Below are 15978 nucleotides of genomic sequence, written 5' to 3'. Positions count from 1 at the left end.
GCGCGCTAAGCGCGAAGGCGGTGAGATTTGTTAGGTCGACGAGACTGCGGTCAAACCATTAAGAAGCGATCAACAGCGACCGGTTCATCGTGTTCCTTGAGGCGCTCATTGCCGATGCGGGATGCAAAGTGCCTCTGATCGCCGGGTTAGCCAAGACTTGCCTATGTAATACTTAGGTATCGACAGCCAGAAACCGGGCCTCATTCAATTGAGTAGAGCCAAAACGCAAACCCTGGGCACCCCGGGCGCGATCGAATCCAATGCCGGCGACGACTACCACATCCTTTGGGCCTGCCGCCGCGCGTTGCGCCTGCTGGAGCCGGATCGTAGTTTGAGCCTAGTGTGCATTGAAGGGGTGTCTCGCGAAGACGAGATCACCGTGGCCGATCCGGATGCCTTCCTTGGCGTGGACCTCACCGAATACTACGGTGGCGCCGCTAGCGCCGATGCGACTCGTGTGGTGTTCTCACAGCTCAAATACAGTCAACGCCACCCGGAGCGGCCATGGACGGCCGCGCGCTTGTGCGAGAGGCCGAAGGGCGCGCGGGAGCGTTCCATCATCGCACGGCTGGCACAGGCGTTTTCCGGTTTTCACGAAGGGCGTGCGCGCACCCTCGTCATCGAGCGCCTGCGCATCAAGCTGGTCAGCAACCGGCCGGCGGACGAGGCGCTTGTCCACGCCCTGGATGCCGCTCAGGCGTGGCTGAAGGATCGCCCGGAAACCCAGGCTGCGCGGCTGCTTGCGGCCCTGCCGGTATCGAGTCGGGATGTCGTGCACCGTCTGCAGCAGGCTAGCGGTCTCGCCAGTACCGCCTTCTGCGACTTTCTCCGCTGCCTCGATCTTTCCGACTGCAATTCCGATGGCCGTCTGTGGCAACGCTTGCGCTTGATTGAGGAAATCGGGCGAATTGCACCGGCTTCTCCAGCGGAGCGTGCCCGTGATCTCTATGAACGAGTGGCATCGGAAGCATTGCCCAGGGTTGGTGAACTCGGATTGCGGCGCAATGATGTCCTGGCCGCGCTGGGATGCCATGGCAAGGGCAGCCTTTTTCCTGCCCCGCCAAGTTTTGAATGCCTCTCGAATCCGATTCCCACCCCGGACGCCGATCGCATTCTTGAAGCCCTGCGGACCAGCCCATTTCGCAGTCTCCTCGCCCATGGTGCAGGTGGCGTGGGTAAGACCAGCACCGTACTCTCCTTGCCGGACCATTGGCCGCATGGGCGCTGGGTCTTCTACGATTGCTTCGGCGCGGGCACCTACAAGGACAGTCCCGGCGACGAACGGCATTCGGTCCGCCGCGCTTTGCTCCAACTCAGTAACGAATTGGCGGTGCAGTGCGGTTCCCCTTTTCTGATCCGTCCACCGGACGGCAAGGATGACCTCTGGCGGGCATTCCGTACCCGGCTTGATGCCGCCGCCGACATACTGCAGAAGCAGGGGGCAGCGTTGGTGCTGGTGATCGACGCGGCGGACAATGCTATCCAGGCCGCCGATACCCCGGAAGACAGCTTCGTGGTCGATCTGTGGAAAGTCCCTCGGCCGGAAAATGTCTTTCTGTTGATGACTGCCCGTTCCGGCGGTCGTGCTCAATCCCTGCAAGCCCCCTCGGGCACCCCCCAACTTGAACTGACCGGTTTCAATCTGGAAGCCTCGGCCCAGCATCTGCGCCGGAGTTATCCCTTGGCGACGGACGAGGACACGGCGGCATTTCACCTCCATTCCCACGGTAACCCCCGCGTGCAGAACTATGCGCTGAACACCGGGGTCGCCGCGGAGATTCCGACCGTACTTAGCCATGCCCGTCGAAATCTGGACGATATATTCAAGGATTACGTTGAGGGTGCGCTCACTCTCCGCTTCAGCTGGGGACGGGCAAGTGACCATCTGGATGATCTGAGCTGTTTTCCCCGACCACTCCGCCTCGATCATCTGACAGAAGTCTCTGGCTTGCCAGCGGCAGAGCTTGAAGCCCTGTGTAATGCGCTGAGTCCTGGACTCACGCGGGATGCGGATGGCTGGCGTTTCCGGGACGAGGATTTCGACACCTTCCTGCGTGTGCGGCTGGAAGAGGCCGCCGGGGCGCCATCCGCCCATCGCCGCCTCGCACAACGCATGGCGGCCTTGCCGGACAGCGATTTCGCGGCACGCCATCGCGCCGACCATTTGTTCAAGGCGGAAGATGACGCCGCCATGATCGCCCTTGCTTTGGCAGGGCATGCCGCCATTCCCAGGCACATGGACGAGGTCGCGCAAGTCCAGGTCTTGCGTCGGCGGCTGGTACTGGGCGTCAAGGCGGCAGCCCGCGCCGGACAGGCCGAAGCCTTGGTCCGGCTGACCGTACAGGCTGCCGATGTGGCACGTTCGGACTACGCCATCCTCAAGCTCATCGAAGAGCACCCGGATCTCGCCGCCCTTTATGCCGATCCGCAGACCATCGCTAAGCATTACCTTACAGCTGAGAACCAAGCTTGGTTCGGCGGGGTGCAACTGCGTTGCGCGGCACTATTCTCTCGTGATCCGGAAAACCACGTTCGCGCCCGTGAACATATGAACATGGCGCGAGCGTGGTTACGCCGTCGGGCAGCTAAGCGGCAAGAGGAGCGAGGTCACTGGGAAATCAAACCGCACCACATTGCCGCCGGGGCAGAAGCGGTCTTTCGGTTCGCAGGTCCCGAGACCGCAAACCGCTGGTTGAGCGGTTGGCGCCCTCTCGATTTTGTTCTACACGTCTGCCGGGTACTGGCCGACGCCATCGCACGCGATGTTCCGCCTCCGCGCCAAACGGAATTATTCCATGCGCTGCGTCCTCACCCTCTCGCCGCCGTACTGTTTCTGGTGGCCTTCCATCGTGCGGGGGCGCAGCCTGAAGCGCCGCTGGTCGAAGCGGTCCTGTCGGCGATGGAGGCCTATTCCCGGCTCAAACGGCATCCGTTCTTGTATGAACGTCATGTTTTCAACGCCGACACCTTGGCCCTGCGGGCCGCCGTCGGAGTCGAATTCGCCGAACTGCTGGCAGCCTACGGTATTGCCCCGGAACGCATAAGCCGCCTGTTGGAGCGTCTCTCCCCGCTGGAAACCAATTTCGCACCGCGGGACGGTCATGACGCCAGCCGTTTCATTCCCCAACTCCGGGTGTTGGCACTGCTTGCCGAACTCAACGGCAAGGCGCCGGACGAGCAGGCACTGGCGCAGCGGCTGCTCAAATTCCACGAAGAGACGCCCGAATACGAGCGAGGTGAAGAACGCCAGCGCTTTCACACCATGGTGGGGGCGCGGTTTCAGCTCTACCGCCTGCGTGCCGAGGCGGTCATCGATCGCCCCGCCAGCACCGATCTGCTGCCCCGGCTGACCGAGGCACTCAATCGTGGCACGGCAGAGCGCTGGCGCTATGGCCGGGACTTCGATTTTTACCTGAGCGATGCTCTGCCCCCGCTGGCGGAAGCCGCGCTGGCCTGCACCGGGGAAATCGGCGTGTTTCTGGATACCCTGGCCGAGGCCATGGCCAGCAAATTCGGGGATGGCGCGCCGACCTACTGGATCAGCCTAGCCGCCCGTCTGCTGACCCGCCACGACCAGATTCGGCGCGGCCTGGCCTTGCTCGACCGTGCGGCCGGGTATCTGGCCGAGCATCCCACCAACGGCCAGGAACACTGCGAAGCATTGCTGCGCGCCGCCGCGTTGGCTCAGCCCCACGATCCGGCCATGGGGGCCGACTTCTTTCATCAGGCGGTCAATGTGGCCAGGGAGTTGAACGATGATCTTTGCGATCGGCTCCGATATCTGGCGGGCAGCGCCGAAGGTCTGAAGAACGATCTGGACGAAAGCGAGGCCCGCGATCTGTCCGCCCGCCTTGTGCGGCTGGCCGAAGAAACGCACATTTATGTCACCAATGAGGATGCCTATCCTTGGGAGCGCGTATTTCGTGCCGTGCTCGGCCTCCATACGCCCAGCGGCTACGCTTTATTTGTACGATGGGCCGATCTGGGCCATCTGGGCATCCGCAGCAGTACGGGCGAGCTCAGCCAGACCGCCCTGGACGAGGGCCGGCTTCAGCCCGGCCAGGCTCTGGGACTCCTTCGCTTGGGATGGAGCGGGCGTGGTACGGCCGATGCCTTTGTCTCCATGCTCGATGTCACGCTGGCGCAGCGTGGCGTGTCCTCCGACACCTTCCGCAACCTGCTGGGGTGCGTCGTGCACTGGGTGCTGCGCGACATCTCGCGCGATGAACGTGCCGCCTGCGCCCGACGCCTCCAGGCCTGGCTAAGCACAAACCACTGCGGCCACCTGCCGGAAGGCCAGCCTTTGCGGGAATACCTGGCCTTCGTGGCCGCCCATCCCCGCCAAGAGACGGCTTACAGCCACCCGCAACAGAGCCACTGGTCTGAGCAATCTCCAAGCGAGCAGGTCGACTGGGATCTATTTTTTGGCCAAGCTCCTATTCCTGCACGCTTGCCAGCGTTGCTGGCAGGGTTACGCGAGTTGCCGGGTTACCAAGGCCACGGCACATTCTACGAGCAGGTGCGACAGCGACTCAGTCCCTCGGAACGTCCCGCCTATCTGCAGGCCTTGCTGGAACTGCCTGACACGCGCCTGTATTCGGACGAATACCTGAACGAGTGGGAAATCTGTCTGAACAGTTGGCGGCATGCCTATCCGGTGCAACGCTGGGCGGTGTCAGGCATGCCCGAGCTGGTACGCCGGCATCTGCCGGGCCTGCTCGGCTACCCCTACCATGTGGATGAACATCTCGCCCGCTTGTCGCGCCTGCCTTTCGTCAAGCTGGAACGCTGGCTCGATCTGCTGGCCCCTGCCCTGGCGGATTGGGTGGAGCGGCTGGGGGCATGGCAGCTTTATCCCCTGGCGGGGGTGCTGGCGGCGGGGCTCGGAGCGGAACAACGCAAAACCCTGCTTGAGGAGGCGATTGTTCACGGCGAGCGTGCCCTTGAAGAACGCCAACAGAAACCCCTACCGCCCCTGCCGGCCTGGCAAGTTTACGGTGAAGACCGTGCCGCACCGTTCGCCACCTTGCTCCATACCTTGCTCGGCCATCCGGATACCCGCATTCGCTGGTCCTGCCTCCATGCGCTGCGCGACATGGACTTGCAGCATGCGCCTGCACTGCTTGCTGCACTGATTGGGCGGCTGGACGCCGAGCATGTCGATGGTTTTCTCCCTGCGGACAGCTACTTCCTGTGGATGTCCGCCCGCGCCTATCTGATGATCTTCCTCGCCCGCTTTGCGCTGGATCACCCGGCCGCACTGCGACCCCACGTGGAAACGCTGCTGCGCCACGCCCTGTCGCGGGATTTCCCGCACGTGCAGATACGGGAATTGGCCAAGCGTACCCTGTTGGCCGTAGAGGATGTCCTGCCCGGAACACTGGATGCCGAGACCCGGCTGCAGATCGAAGCGGTAAACCAGCCGGTCGCGGTACACGTCATCGAAGGCATGCGCCGGCATCTATCAGATGCACGCAACTACGAAGGGCGGTTCGATTTCAATTCACTGGATACCTTGCCGTACTGGTATGCCCCTTTGGGGCGACGTTTCAATCTGGGTGGCGACGAGGTCGCCGTCCTGGCGGAGAAATGGATTTGCGACCGATGGGGTGTCTTCGGGCACACCGTTCCGCAGCCTGGAAACAGGGGGCATGACCGGGATTGGCACTTGACCCGCAATGACCACGGCAGCCTGCCCATCATCGAAGAAGGGCGAACCTATCTGGAATACCATGCCATGCTTCTCGTGGCGGGTGAATTGATCGACAGCCGGCCGAACACGCTTAGATCTCCCGATTCCAGCTACGATCGGTGGGAATACTGGCTGCAAAGCCATCTGCCCACGCATTCCCGCTGCTGGCTGTCTGAACTGCGTGCCCCGGTTCCGCTGGAGGCGCAACTCCATGGCCTTGCCACCCCGCAGGAAGACTGGCTCAAGCCCACCGTCCCCAGTGCCTTCGACCACTGCCTTGGCCTGCGGTCATCCGGAAACAATGACTGTCTGATTGTGGCGGCCGCGGTCGACATCCATGAGTCGGGACGGCGGGAGCGCCATCGCATCGAGTCCGCACTGGTCAGTCCGCAATCCGCGCACGCTCTGTTGCGCGCACTCCAGGCGATCGGCGACCCGACGCCTTACCGCATTCCCCCGGCGGGTCATGATCTGGAAATCGATGAACCGGGGTTCAGCCTGCGCGGCTGGATAGCAGAAACTTCGGTGGAAAAAGAACTGGACGGCCACGACCCGCTGCTGTACGGCATGGATACCGACCTTCCTCGCTTTCCTCAAACCGTACAAGAAGCACTCCACGTACAGCCGGATCCGACGGGAAAACGCTATCTGGACCGCTCCGATCCGCATCGGCTCATCGCCGAGATCACCGCCTGGAGCGACCCCCATGAGGACAGGGAAGGGGCCGAATACTCCGCGGGATGGCGATTGCAGATCAGGCTCGACCGGCTGCTTGGCTATCTGCAAGCACAGCAACGCTGTCTGATGCTCGAAGTTCAAATCGACCGGAAAGAACGCCGCCATGGCCAGGAAAAAAACATCGACTACCAGCCCCCCGCCGTCCTCCTCTACCTCCTCCACCCCAGCGGACACCTCGAAACCCTGGAGCACCACCATCGCCTTGGGCCAACGGATACTTGAGGAGCTGAAGCTCGACCGTGAGATGGATACCCTGGGCCGCTGGCTGGCCCACTATCTTGCGGAGAAAATGGAAAGTGCTGCCTCCGCCCCCGAAGGTGCGGCGGGGGAGTCGGCGCGGCGCGAATGCGTGGATCTCATCCTGCGCCTGTGGGAACGCCGCCAGACTTGGCCCCTATCTGCCCCGCTCAAAGATGTCGCCGACCGGCTGGAGGAACTGCTCAGGCCGAAGCCGCGCTTCCTGCGTACAGCCACCCAGACATCGGACCCGCTCCTGGATTTGCTCCGTGGTTTGGAAGACCTGCATTACCGCGAGACCCAGGTCTGCCTGATGGCCTGGGCCACCGGCCTGGATCTGAGCAAGACGCGCGCATACCTGCACGACCATCCCGAACACCTGGACGACGACGAGCACCGACTCTCCCAACACCTGATCGAACTGCAAGGCCACATGTTCGGTCCAGAAGCACGGCTCGACGGTGAGCCCTGCCCGGATTTCGCTACGTTGCCAAAGCCCGAGCAAAGAAAAATCGTCCGCGCCCGGCTGCGCGCTATCGCCAAGTCTCGAACGCAATTACTGGGTCGGTAGTCAGGCCGGATATTTTCGAATGGAACTGTTGCGAAAATGGCTTTCGAGCCGAATTGCACTTGATCCGATGCGGATCGATGCCGTGCGCCTAGTCACGGATGGACCGAGGACAGTGAAGCGATTGCCCCTGTGCCCTCTGGTTGAAAACGGAGGGTCACCTGGGAGGAACGTTGCTGGTGACCGTCACACCCGATTATCACGTCAAGGTCAGCCCGCGCATCAGTGAGGAGTGGTTCAACGGCAAGGCCTACTATCGCCTGCATGGTCAGCCCCTGCCGAGGCTGCCGGAACATCCGGATCATCGTCCTGGTGCGGTCTATCTGCGCTGGCACAACGAGAATTGCTACGTAGGCTAGCGGTGCCTCATCGTCACTCAAGCGCTTTTTGGTAGATGGTGGCCGTGGGGGGCACCGACTTCATCGACACCAGCCGCTCCCGCGCTGTTGCAGGTGTGGGGCAAGCCATAGGCTGCCGGATTTCGGCTGATGCCATGGGCGATGGGTTGGTCTGTGATATGGCCGCGCTTCCAGAAGGGGACGCACCACCTTGTTTTCTGTGTGTTGGTTTCGTATGGATGGAACCGAAGCAAGTATCGAGTTCTTCATGAGATTCGGGGTCACAGACGGGAGTCCTCCTCCCTCCATTTCTTTAACCGATAATCGAGCCGTGCTCGTGTGACGCCCAGGCGTTTGGCCGCTCGCGCGACGTTGTTGTCTGCTGCCTCTATTGCCGCCTCGATGAGCCTGCGCTCCATGCCGTCCAGTGTTTCGGACTGGCCTTCGAGCGCTTCCTTCGCCCAGTTGCCGTCCTGACCGTTCGTCGACTGCTCGTTGTCGTTTTCACCGCCAATCAGCGTCCCGAGTTCACTCAGCCATTGGAGGCCCTTGCCCTTTGGTGAGTGATTGCTGCTGAAAAGATGGGAAATGTCGATCGGCTCTCCCTTGGGGCAGAGGATGACTGCGCGTTCGAGGATGTTTTCCAACTCGCGGATGTTTCCCGGCCAGTCATGAACGAGAAGCGCGCGGTAGGCACGCGGGGTCAGTCCGGCGACCTGACGTGTGTGCCTTTGCTCGTAGATCGCCGTGAAATGGCTGATCAATGCCGGGAGGTCTTCCTTTCTTTCTCGCAGTGGTGGAACGTGAATTGGGAAGACGTTCAGTCGGTAGTACAGATCCAGCCGGAATCGCCCCGCCTTGACCGCGCCCTCGAGATCCTCGTTTGTCGCAGTAACCAGTCGAACATTGGCGCGAAGAGACCTGCTGCTGCCCAGTCGTTCGAACTCCCCGCTCTGGAGCACCCGAAGCAGTTTGCCCTGGGCCGACAGGGAAAGCGTGCCGATCTCGTCGAGAAACAGGGTGCCGCCCTCCGCGGCTTCGAACCTTCCCGGGCGCGAGGCGCTGGCCCCGGTGTAGGCGCCTTTCTCGACCCCGAAAAGTTCGGACTCCAGCAGCGACTCCGGCATGGCTGCGCAGTTGACTTCGATGAAGGGGAAGTCGGCACGCCTGCTCGACAGATGAACCTCCCGCGCGAAGGCGCTCTTGCCGACGCCGCTTTCGCCCAACAGCAGGACTGTCGCGTTCGTGTCCGCAACCTGATTCACCTGGTGCAGGACGGCGTTGAAGGCCGCGGAGCGGCCGATGACACTGCTGCCCCGTGTGCCTGCCTGGCCGTATCCTCCGGTGGCGTCTGCGGGGCGCTCTTCCTCGTGTCTGGCCGAGGTGGCTGGGGTTTCCCGGGGGGCGATTCGAGGCAATGCCGTCATGAACTTCATGTCTTCCTCGGCATCCTCCCATTCGTGTGCGAAGCGTGCGATGCCCCGGCAGCAGGCGTGGCCCCGCGCCCGGCACTCGATCTCCCGAACGAGGACGGGGGTACCCAGGCACGTCGTGATGAAGCCCGACGCATACCCGACTTCCATCCAGCAGACCGAGTCGGTGCCTATGCTGTGCCGATCGACGTGGCTCTGCCCCTCGATGGAGTTCTTCCATATGAACTCGGCGTGTAGATGCCCTCCGTTGGGGTCGATGTCGATCATCAACGGCATGGGGGCCACCATGCCGTGAAGCGCATGGAGCCGCCCGCCAGTGAAGATCAGGTCGCGCGAGGCGTTCGGGCCGTACAGGTCGAGCGCCACCGTGGCATCCCGGCAGCCCGCCGCGTAACCCAGGCGTGTCAAGAGGCCACGCGCCTGCTGATGGCCCAGCAGTGTGCACAGTTCCTCCCGAAGGTCGGCGAACCACTCTTTCTGCAGCAGCAGCATCCGTTGGGTGCCAAGCCAGATCATGCCCTCCTTCAGATCGAAGTGAAGGCGCTCGGTCAGGTTCTTCAATTCAGGACGGGCCTCGGTGAGGTCGAGGCCGTCGTCCCAGTGCCCGAACTTCTGCGGGTCTCTGGATGCGTGCGTGTGCGCTGATCGCTTCTTGGCGTTCATTCGAAAATTCAAACAATCTGAGCTGCGTGGTCGGAAATTTATGAGTTCCGCCCTCCCTTGGCAAGCACTTGCCTTGGGGTATGAGCGCTCTCCTGGCCTGACTTAGAAAGAAAGGCCGGAAAAAACTCAATGAATGCAAGTGCTTGGATTCAAGGTCGGTTCTCCCTCATGTGCCTGAAGGGTGGTTGGCACGATGGCTGCTATAGAGCCTTGCCATCCAAATGGCCATGAAAAGCGAGCATGCGGCGTAGCGGGCCATCCCTTCGTCCGATGCTTCGAGAAAGAGGAGACGTCGTGCAACAGCTATCAGGGCTGATTCACAGCCGCAGGTACGTCCGCGTCACGGGCAACAGGCCGGGCGGCTTCATCGAGTTCGACTTCGCGATCGGCGACCCCGAGTTGTTCGTTGAGTTGATCCTTCCACAGAACGCGTTCGAAGAGTTCTGCGCCCGGAATCGGGCTGTCGTTCTCACCTCTTCCAGCGAACATTGCGCCGATGGCGAAATGGGCTGGAGGCTGAGAGATGTCGTCGACCGCGTCGCAGGTGGACCGCACGAGGCTTAGAAATCAATCAGGAGACATAGATGCAAATTGACTTGCGAACCGTCGAAATCAAACCGTTGCGCCAGACCTTCGATCACTTGGCGGAGCGGTTCGGCGACAAGCCCGCGACGCGCTATCAGGAGGGCACTTACGACATTCAGCAGACCTGGCTCTATCACTACCGCCCGACATGGGAGCCGGATCTCGAAATCTTCGATGAGCGCCGCACCCGAATCCGAATGAAGGATTGGTACGACTTCAAGGATCCGCGCCAGTATTACTACGGCGCCTACACCATCGCCCGCGCCAAGCAGCAGGAGGCGGCGGATTCGGCCTTCGCGTTTGCGGTGGAGAACGGCATGGTCGAGGCGCTGCCGGAGCGCTCCCGCGAGCTGATGCTGCAGTTCCTGGTGCCCGCGCGGCATGCGGAATGGGGGGCCAACATGAACAACATGTTCATGTCGGCATACGGGTACGGGACTGCGTTCGAGGCGGCGTGCAACTACGCGGCCATGGACCGGCTCGGGATCGCGCAGCAGATCAGCCGTATCGGGTTGGCGCTCGGCGGTGAGGAGGCGCTGCACGCAGCGAAGGAACTCTGGCTGCGCGGAGCATCGTGGCAGCCCCTGCGCCGCTATCTCGAGGACAGCTTCGTCGTGAAGGACTGGTTCGAACTCTTCGTCGCGCAGAACCTCGTGCTCGACGGTCTTCTTTATCCCTTCCTGTATCGCCACCTTCGCACGCTGATCTCCGCAGACGGCAATGCCTTCCATGGCCTGGCGACCAAGTTCATGAGCGACTGGGACAGCGAGGCCACGCGCTGGGTCGATGCCATCGTCAAGACGGCCGTCGCCGAGTCGGCGGAGAACAAGCTTCTCGTGTCGGAATGGGCATTCGACTACTTCGGCCGCGGTACCGAAGCCCTGGCCGCCCTGGCGGTTGCCGCCTTCGGCTCGGATGCCGAAGCCGTTGTCGGCGTGATCACCGATGAGCTCAAGGCTCGTCTGCAGAAGCTCGGAATCTGGGAAGGGGAGTGATAAATGTCGATCGTATTCATTGCGTTTCAGGCAAACGAGGAAACCCGCCCGATCGTCGACGCGATCGTCGCGGACAACCCGGCGGCCACCGTCCAGCATAGTCCAGGGCTGGTGAAGATCGATGCCGAGGGCTGTTTAACAGTGAAGCGCGCTTCGATCGAAGAACGCATCGGCCGTCCCTACGATCTGCAGGAACTCAACGTCAATCTCATCACGATCTCCGGCCATCTGGATGAAGACGATGACGAATTCACCCTGGCATGGAAAGACTGAATACCGACAACGGAGGGGCAGGAAATGGATATGAAAGCTACGCAGAAGAAGATGTCGCTCAAGGACCGCTATCGTCATCTGACGCGCGGTCTCGACTGGGAGACCACCTATCAGCCGATGGACGTGGTGTTTCCCTATGACAAATACGAGGGAATCAAGGTCCACGACTGGGATAAGTGGGAAGACCCTTTCCGCCTGACGATGGACGCGTACTGGAAGTACCAGGCCGAAAAGGAGCGCAAGCTGTACGCGATTCTGGACTCGTTCAACCAGTCCAATGGCCACCTGAACGTGACCGACGCGCGCTACATCAATGCGATCAAGATCTTCTTCACCGCGGTGCCGCAGGTGGAATACATGGCGCACCGGGGGTTCTCGATCGCTGGCCGCCAGTTCCGCGGCGTCGGGCCGCGGGTCGCCTGCCAGATGCAGGCGATCGACGAGATCCGCCACGCCCAGACCCAGATCCACACGGCGAGCAATTACAACAAGTACTACAACGGCATCAACGCCTTCGTGCATCAGTACCCGCGCATGTGGTACCAGTCCGTCGGCAAATCCTTCATCGACGACGCCATCACCGGCGGGCCGTTCGAGTGGATGGTGGCGATCGGCTTCTCATTCGAATACGTGCTGACCAACCTGGTGTTCGTGCCGTTCGTTTCCGGTGCAGCCTACAACGGCGACGTCGGTACGATGACGTTCGGCTTTTCCGCGCAGTCGGACGAAGCGCGCCACATGACGCTGGGGCTCGAGTGCATCAAGTTCATGCTGGAGCAGGATCCCGACAACCTGCCGATCGTCCAGGGCTGGATCGACAAGTGGACCTGGCGTGGTACCCGCTTCCTGTCGCTGATCGGCGCGATGATGGACTACATGCTGCCCAAGCGCGTGATGAGCTGGAGGGAAGCCTGGGATATCTACTTCGAGCAGAACGGCGGCGCCCTGTTCAGGGATCTCGCGCGCTACGGTATCAAGGTGCCCGATTGCGTCGCGCAGGCTGCCGAGGCGAAGGAGCACGTGTCGCATCAGCTGTGGGCCGCGTTGTACCAGTGGAACTTCGGCACCATGTTCCACACCTGGATCCCCTCACCGGAGGAACTGGACTGGCTGTCGGCCAAATACCCGGACACCTTCGACAAGTATTACCGGCCGCGGTGGGAAATGTGGGCGCAGATGGAGAAAGAGGGAAAGCGCTACGTGAATGCGGGTGGCCTGGGGGCGAACTGCCAAGTCTGCCAGTTCCCCATGATCTTCACCGAACCCGGCGACCCGACAAAGCTGTGCCATCGCCAGACCGTGTACAAGAAGGAGAAGTACCACTTCTGTTCCGATCATTGCCAGCACATCTTCGAGAACGAACCGGAGAAGTACATCCAGTCCTGGCTGCCGGTGAATCAGATGCTGCAGGGCAATATGGGCGGCGGCGGTCTCGAGGAATTCTTCAAGTGGGTGCATCTGCGGCCCGGCATCGACAACATGGGCTTCGAAGGGTCGGAAGATCAGCGCAACTTTGCCCAATGGCGAGGCATGGCAACCACCAATAGCTGAGCAATCCGGTTCAACAAAGGAGGAAAAGAGACATGCCAGTTGCTGCAGTCAAGGAGTATGTGGGCGTCGCCCGCGACACGGTGGCCAACTACCACGGCAACCAGATTCTGTACATGTGCTGGGACGGGCACCTGATGCTGGCGGCGCCATTCAGCCTGCTGGTCTCGCCGGAGATGAAGTTCGGCGATGTCCTGACCGGAATGGTCGCCCCCATCCTGCAAGTTCATCCCGATGCGGCCCATATCAATTGGGCGGAGGCGCGTTGGGAGAAGGACGACGAACCCTGGACGCCCGACCCGGAAAAGTCCATCCGGGACAACGGCCTTCATCACAAGGATTTTCTGCGCTTCTCCACGCCCGGACTGAAGGGGTACAGGGGCCTGGGAATCTGAACCTTGCCGCGGGCCGGCACCTTGGCAACCGGCTTGAGGGCTCCTGGCCGGTAGCCGAGGTGTCGGCTCACGGAACACCGGCCATCGCCGGAATCAAGACCCCTTCGCCGTGGGTGTCTGTGGACACGTCCGGGAGCCCATCTTCCTGGCGTTGTCCGGTCTGCTATCAGTAACCGCGAAAAAAGCGATTCTCCACATGAGCTTCCAATTGACCATCGAGCCCCTCGGCCAGGCGATCGAAGTCGAGGACGGCCAGACCATCCTCGACGCGAGCCTGCGCGCCGGGATCTATCTGCCGCATGCCTGTTGTCACGGACTGTGTGCGACCTGCAAGGTCCAGGTCCTGGACGGCGAGGTCGATCACGGCGAGGCGTCGAATTTCGCCTTGATGGATCACGAGCGCGAGGAAGGGATGTGCCTCGCGTGCTGTGCCACCCTGGAGTCGGACGTGACGATCGAGGCCGATATCGACGTCGAGCCCGATGCCCTCAACCTGCCGGTGCGCGACTTCACCGGCACGGTCAGCCGCATCGAGAACCTGACCCCCACCATCAAGGGCGTCTGGATCCGGCTCGACGAGGGCCAGGCACTGCGCTTCCAAGCCGGGCAGTACATCAACCTGCGTATTCCCGGCGGACTCGGCAGCCGCGCCTTCTCGCTGGCGAGCAGCCCGGCCGATACCCGGGAGATCGAACTGAACATCCGTCTCGTGCCTGGTGGCGCCGCAACGACCTGGATTCACGACGCCCTGTCGGAGGGTGATCAAGTCCGCCTGACCGGCCCCTATGGCCGCTTCTTCGTGCGCAAATCATCGAATGTTCCGATGATCTTTCTCGCCGGTGGTTCGGGGCTCTCGAGTCCCCGTTCCATGATTCTCGATCTGCTGGAGCAGGGGTGCGATTTTCCGATCACGCTGATATACGGCGCGAGAAACCGTGCGGAACTCTATTACCACGAGGCATTCGAGACGATGGCCCGCGAGCACGCGAACTTCACCTACGTGCCCGTGCTTTCCGACGAACCGGACGCCTCCGCCTGGACGGGGAGGCGAGGCTTCGTGCACGACGCGGCACGAGAACAGTTCGGCAACGACTTCCGCGGCCACAAGGCGTATCTCTGCGGGCCACCGGTGATGATCGACGCCTGCATCTCCACGCTGATGCAGGGGCGCCTGTTCGAGCGGGACATCTACACCGAAAAATTCCTGTCGGCAGCAGACGCGCAGCAAGTGCGCAGTCCGCTCTTCAGGAACATCTGATTCCTGGCTCAAGTCGGGCGGCGCACATTCCCGGCAAGGCGGCGCGCAAGGCGCTGCTCTCCCGGGCTTCGTTCTTTGCGCACGTGACCCCGTAAACGGATGTATGGACATGGTCCGCATGCGCTCTCCGGAACGCATGGCCTCGTCTTGTCCCGATGGCGCAGCCGGGTCCGGACGGAAGCAAGTCCGCCCCACGGGAAAATCATCCGAACGGATGACGGCATGACGTTCCGCGGCAGAAAGAATGGCAATAGACAAATTCACGGAGGCCGGGCGGGTGCGCATCGGCCCACTGAGAAGAATGGTTCCCCCGCCGAGAGTGACCGATCACTGCAGGGATCAAAAGGAGGATGAGATGGTTGAAGTTTCGACGCTGGGTTACGTGGTCATCAATGCCAGCAATCTCGATGACTGGGAGAAATTCGCCGCCGGCATACTCGGGCTGCAGGTCGGCAGCCGGGGGGACGACGTCCTGCGCCTGCGCATGGACGAGCGCGAGTACCGCATGATCGTCGAGCGTGGCGAAGAGGACGACGTCACGGTCCTTGGCTGGGAACTCGAGACGGAGGCCGATCTTTCGGCATACGTCGATCTGCTGAGGCGGCGCGGCGTGGACGTGGTCGAGGGCGATGCCGCGCTTCGCCAGTCGCGCCTGGTGGAGAAGCTCTTCTACTGCGTCGACCCGAGCGGCTTCAGGCATGAGTTCAGCTACGGGCCGACCCATGCGCCCATTTCCCGGCCGTTCAACTCGCCGGTGCTGCTCGGCGGCTTCGTCACCGGCGAACTGGGGGTCGGCCACATTCTCGCGGTGGCGCGCAACGCGGCCGAATCGGTGCGGTTCTATGCGGAAAAACTCGGCTTGCGGATCTCCGACTACATCCGCGACACCGAGAAGTTCCCCGGCGTCGCCGTGGATGCCACCTTCTTCCACACCGTGACCGGTCGCCACCATTCGCTGGCGACTGGCGAAATCCCCATCCAGAAGCGTACCCACCACCTCATGGTCCAGGCCAGTGCGATCGACGACGTCGGACTGGCGCTCGATCGGGTGCGCAAGGCGGGAATCCCTCTGGCCTTCGATCTCGGCCACCACCCGAACGACCGGATGACCTCGTTCTACGTGATGACGCCGTCCGGTTTCTCCATGGAGTACGGGTGGGGCGGCATCGTCATCGACAGGGATAGCTGGACCGTGCGCAATTACTCGCAACTGAGCGATTGGGGTCACCACTACGCCTTGCCCGGATAGCAGCAG

11 protein-coding genes are annotated in these 15978 nt (G+C 61.9%); 10 read left to right on the top strand and 1 reads right to left on the bottom strand.

Annotation, left to right across the window (positions count from 1 at the left end):
* Nucleotides 1-208: 208 nt before the first annotated feature.
* From E6O51_RS14350 to E6O51_RS14340, 3 genes are all read left to right on the top strand, one after another.
* Nucleotides 209-6652 carry an ATP-binding protein gene (locus E6O51_RS14350; RefSeq protein ID WP_136385680.1) on the top strand — a complete coding sequence of 2148 codons (6444 nt, stop codon included), beginning with the start codon at nucleotides 209-211 and terminating at the stop codon, nucleotides 6650-6652.
* A gap of 22 nt (nucleotides 6653-6674) precedes the next feature.
* Nucleotides 6675-7238 (top strand): hypothetical protein, encoded by a 564-nt coding sequence (locus E6O51_RS14345; RefSeq protein ID WP_136385679.1) that lies wholly within the window; start codon nucleotides 6675-6677, stop codon nucleotides 7236-7238.
* A gap of 176 nt (nucleotides 7239-7414) precedes the next feature.
* Nucleotides 7415-7594, top strand: coding sequence for a hypothetical protein (locus E6O51_RS14340; protein ID WP_136385678.1), 180 nt, complete (start codon nucleotides 7415-7417; stop codon nucleotides 7592-7594).
* A gap of 260 nt (nucleotides 7595-7854) precedes the next feature.
* Here the strand turns inward: E6O51_RS14340 and E6O51_RS14335 are convergent, their stop codons facing one another.
* The gene (locus tag E6O51_RS14335) at nucleotides 7855-9669 is read right to left on the bottom strand and encodes a sigma-54-dependent Fis family transcriptional regulator (protein WP_136385677.1); all 1815 of its coding nucleotides are present in this window, start codon (nucleotides 9667-9669) and stop codon (nucleotides 7855-7857) included.
* A gap of 294 nt (nucleotides 9670-9963) precedes the next feature.
* Between E6O51_RS14335 and E6O51_RS14330 the strand changes: the two genes are divergently transcribed.
* The 7 genes from E6O51_RS14330 to E6O51_RS14300 all read left to right on the top strand — a co-directional run bounded on the left by E6O51_RS14330 (nucleotide 9964) and on the right by E6O51_RS14300 (nucleotide 15972).
* A complete protein-coding gene (locus E6O51_RS14330) occupies nucleotides 9964-10233 on the top strand; it encodes a phenol hydroxylase subunit (protein ID WP_230976802.1) in 270 nt (89 codons plus the stop codon).
* Nucleotides 10234-10253: 20 nt separating this feature from the next.
* Nucleotides 10254-11249, top strand: coding sequence for a ferritin family protein (locus tag E6O51_RS14325; protein ID WP_136385676.1), 996 nt, complete (start codon nucleotides 10254-10256; stop codon nucleotides 11247-11249).
* Between the two features lie 3 nt (nucleotides 11250-11252).
* A complete protein-coding gene (locus E6O51_RS14320; RefSeq protein ID WP_136385675.1) occupies nucleotides 11253-11522 on the top strand; it encodes an MmoB/DmpM family protein in 270 nt (89 codons plus the stop codon).
* Between the two features lie 24 nt (nucleotides 11523-11546).
* Nucleotides 11547-13073: a YHS domain-containing protein gene (locus tag E6O51_RS14315; protein ID WP_136385674.1), complete on the top strand. Its 1527-nt coding sequence runs from the start codon at nucleotides 11547-11549 to the stop codon at nucleotides 13071-13073.
* A 32-nt stretch (nucleotides 13074-13105) separates the two neighbouring features.
* Nucleotides 13106-13465 (top strand): phenol hydroxylase subunit P4, encoded by a 360-nt coding sequence (locus tag E6O51_RS14310; RefSeq protein ID WP_136385673.1) that lies wholly within the window; start codon nucleotides 13106-13108, stop codon nucleotides 13463-13465.
* A 196-nt stretch (nucleotides 13466-13661) separates the two neighbouring features.
* Nucleotides 13662-14723: an NADH:ubiquinone reductase (Na(+)-transporting) subunit F gene (locus E6O51_RS14305; RefSeq protein ID WP_136385672.1), complete on the top strand. Its 1062-nt coding sequence runs from the start codon at nucleotides 13662-13664 to the stop codon at nucleotides 14721-14723.
* Between the two features lie 355 nt (nucleotides 14724-15078).
* The gene (locus E6O51_RS14300) at nucleotides 15079-15972 is read left to right on the top strand and encodes a VOC family protein (RefSeq protein WP_136385671.1); all 894 of its coding nucleotides are present in this window, start codon (nucleotides 15079-15081) and stop codon (nucleotides 15970-15972) included.
* The last annotated feature ends 6 nt before the right edge of the window (nucleotides 15973-15978 follow it).

Origin of the sequence: Pseudothauera rhizosphaerae (assembly GCF_004801305.1) — a bacterium.
In the GTDB taxonomy this organism is placed as follows: domain Bacteria; phylum Pseudomonadota; class Gammaproteobacteria; order Burkholderiales; family Rhodocyclaceae; genus Pseudothauera; species Pseudothauera rhizosphaerae.
Note: the sequence above shows the minus strand (reverse complement) of the source record. Positions and strands in the feature narration are given on the sequence as shown.

Coding starts and splice junctions, on each gene's coding strand:
- E6O51_RS14345 (WP_136385679.1), top strand. CDS start 6,675: ATGGATACCCTGGGCCGCTGGCTGGCCCACTATCTTGCGGAGAAAATG.
- E6O51_RS14335 (WP_136385677.1), bottom strand. CDS start 9,669: ATGAACGCCAAGAAGCGATCAGCGCACACGCACGCATCCAGAGACCCG.
- E6O51_RS14325 (WP_136385676.1), top strand. CDS start 10,254: ATGCAAATTGACTTGCGAACCGTCGAAATCAAACCGTTGCGCCAGACC.
- E6O51_RS14320 (WP_136385675.1), top strand. CDS start 11,253: ATGTCGATCGTATTCATTGCGTTTCAGGCAAACGAGGAAACCCGCCCG.
- E6O51_RS14315 (WP_136385674.1), top strand. CDS start 11,547: ATGGATATGAAAGCTACGCAGAAGAAGATGTCGCTCAAGGACCGCTAT.
- E6O51_RS14310 (WP_136385673.1), top strand. CDS start 13,106: ATGCCAGTTGCTGCAGTCAAGGAGTATGTGGGCGTCGCCCGCGACACG.
- E6O51_RS14305 (WP_136385672.1), top strand. CDS start 13,662: ATGAGCTTCCAATTGACCATCGAGCCCCTCGGCCAGGCGATCGAAGTC.
- E6O51_RS14300 (WP_136385671.1), top strand. CDS start 15,079: ATGGTTGAAGTTTCGACGCTGGGTTACGTGGTCATCAATGCCAGCAAT.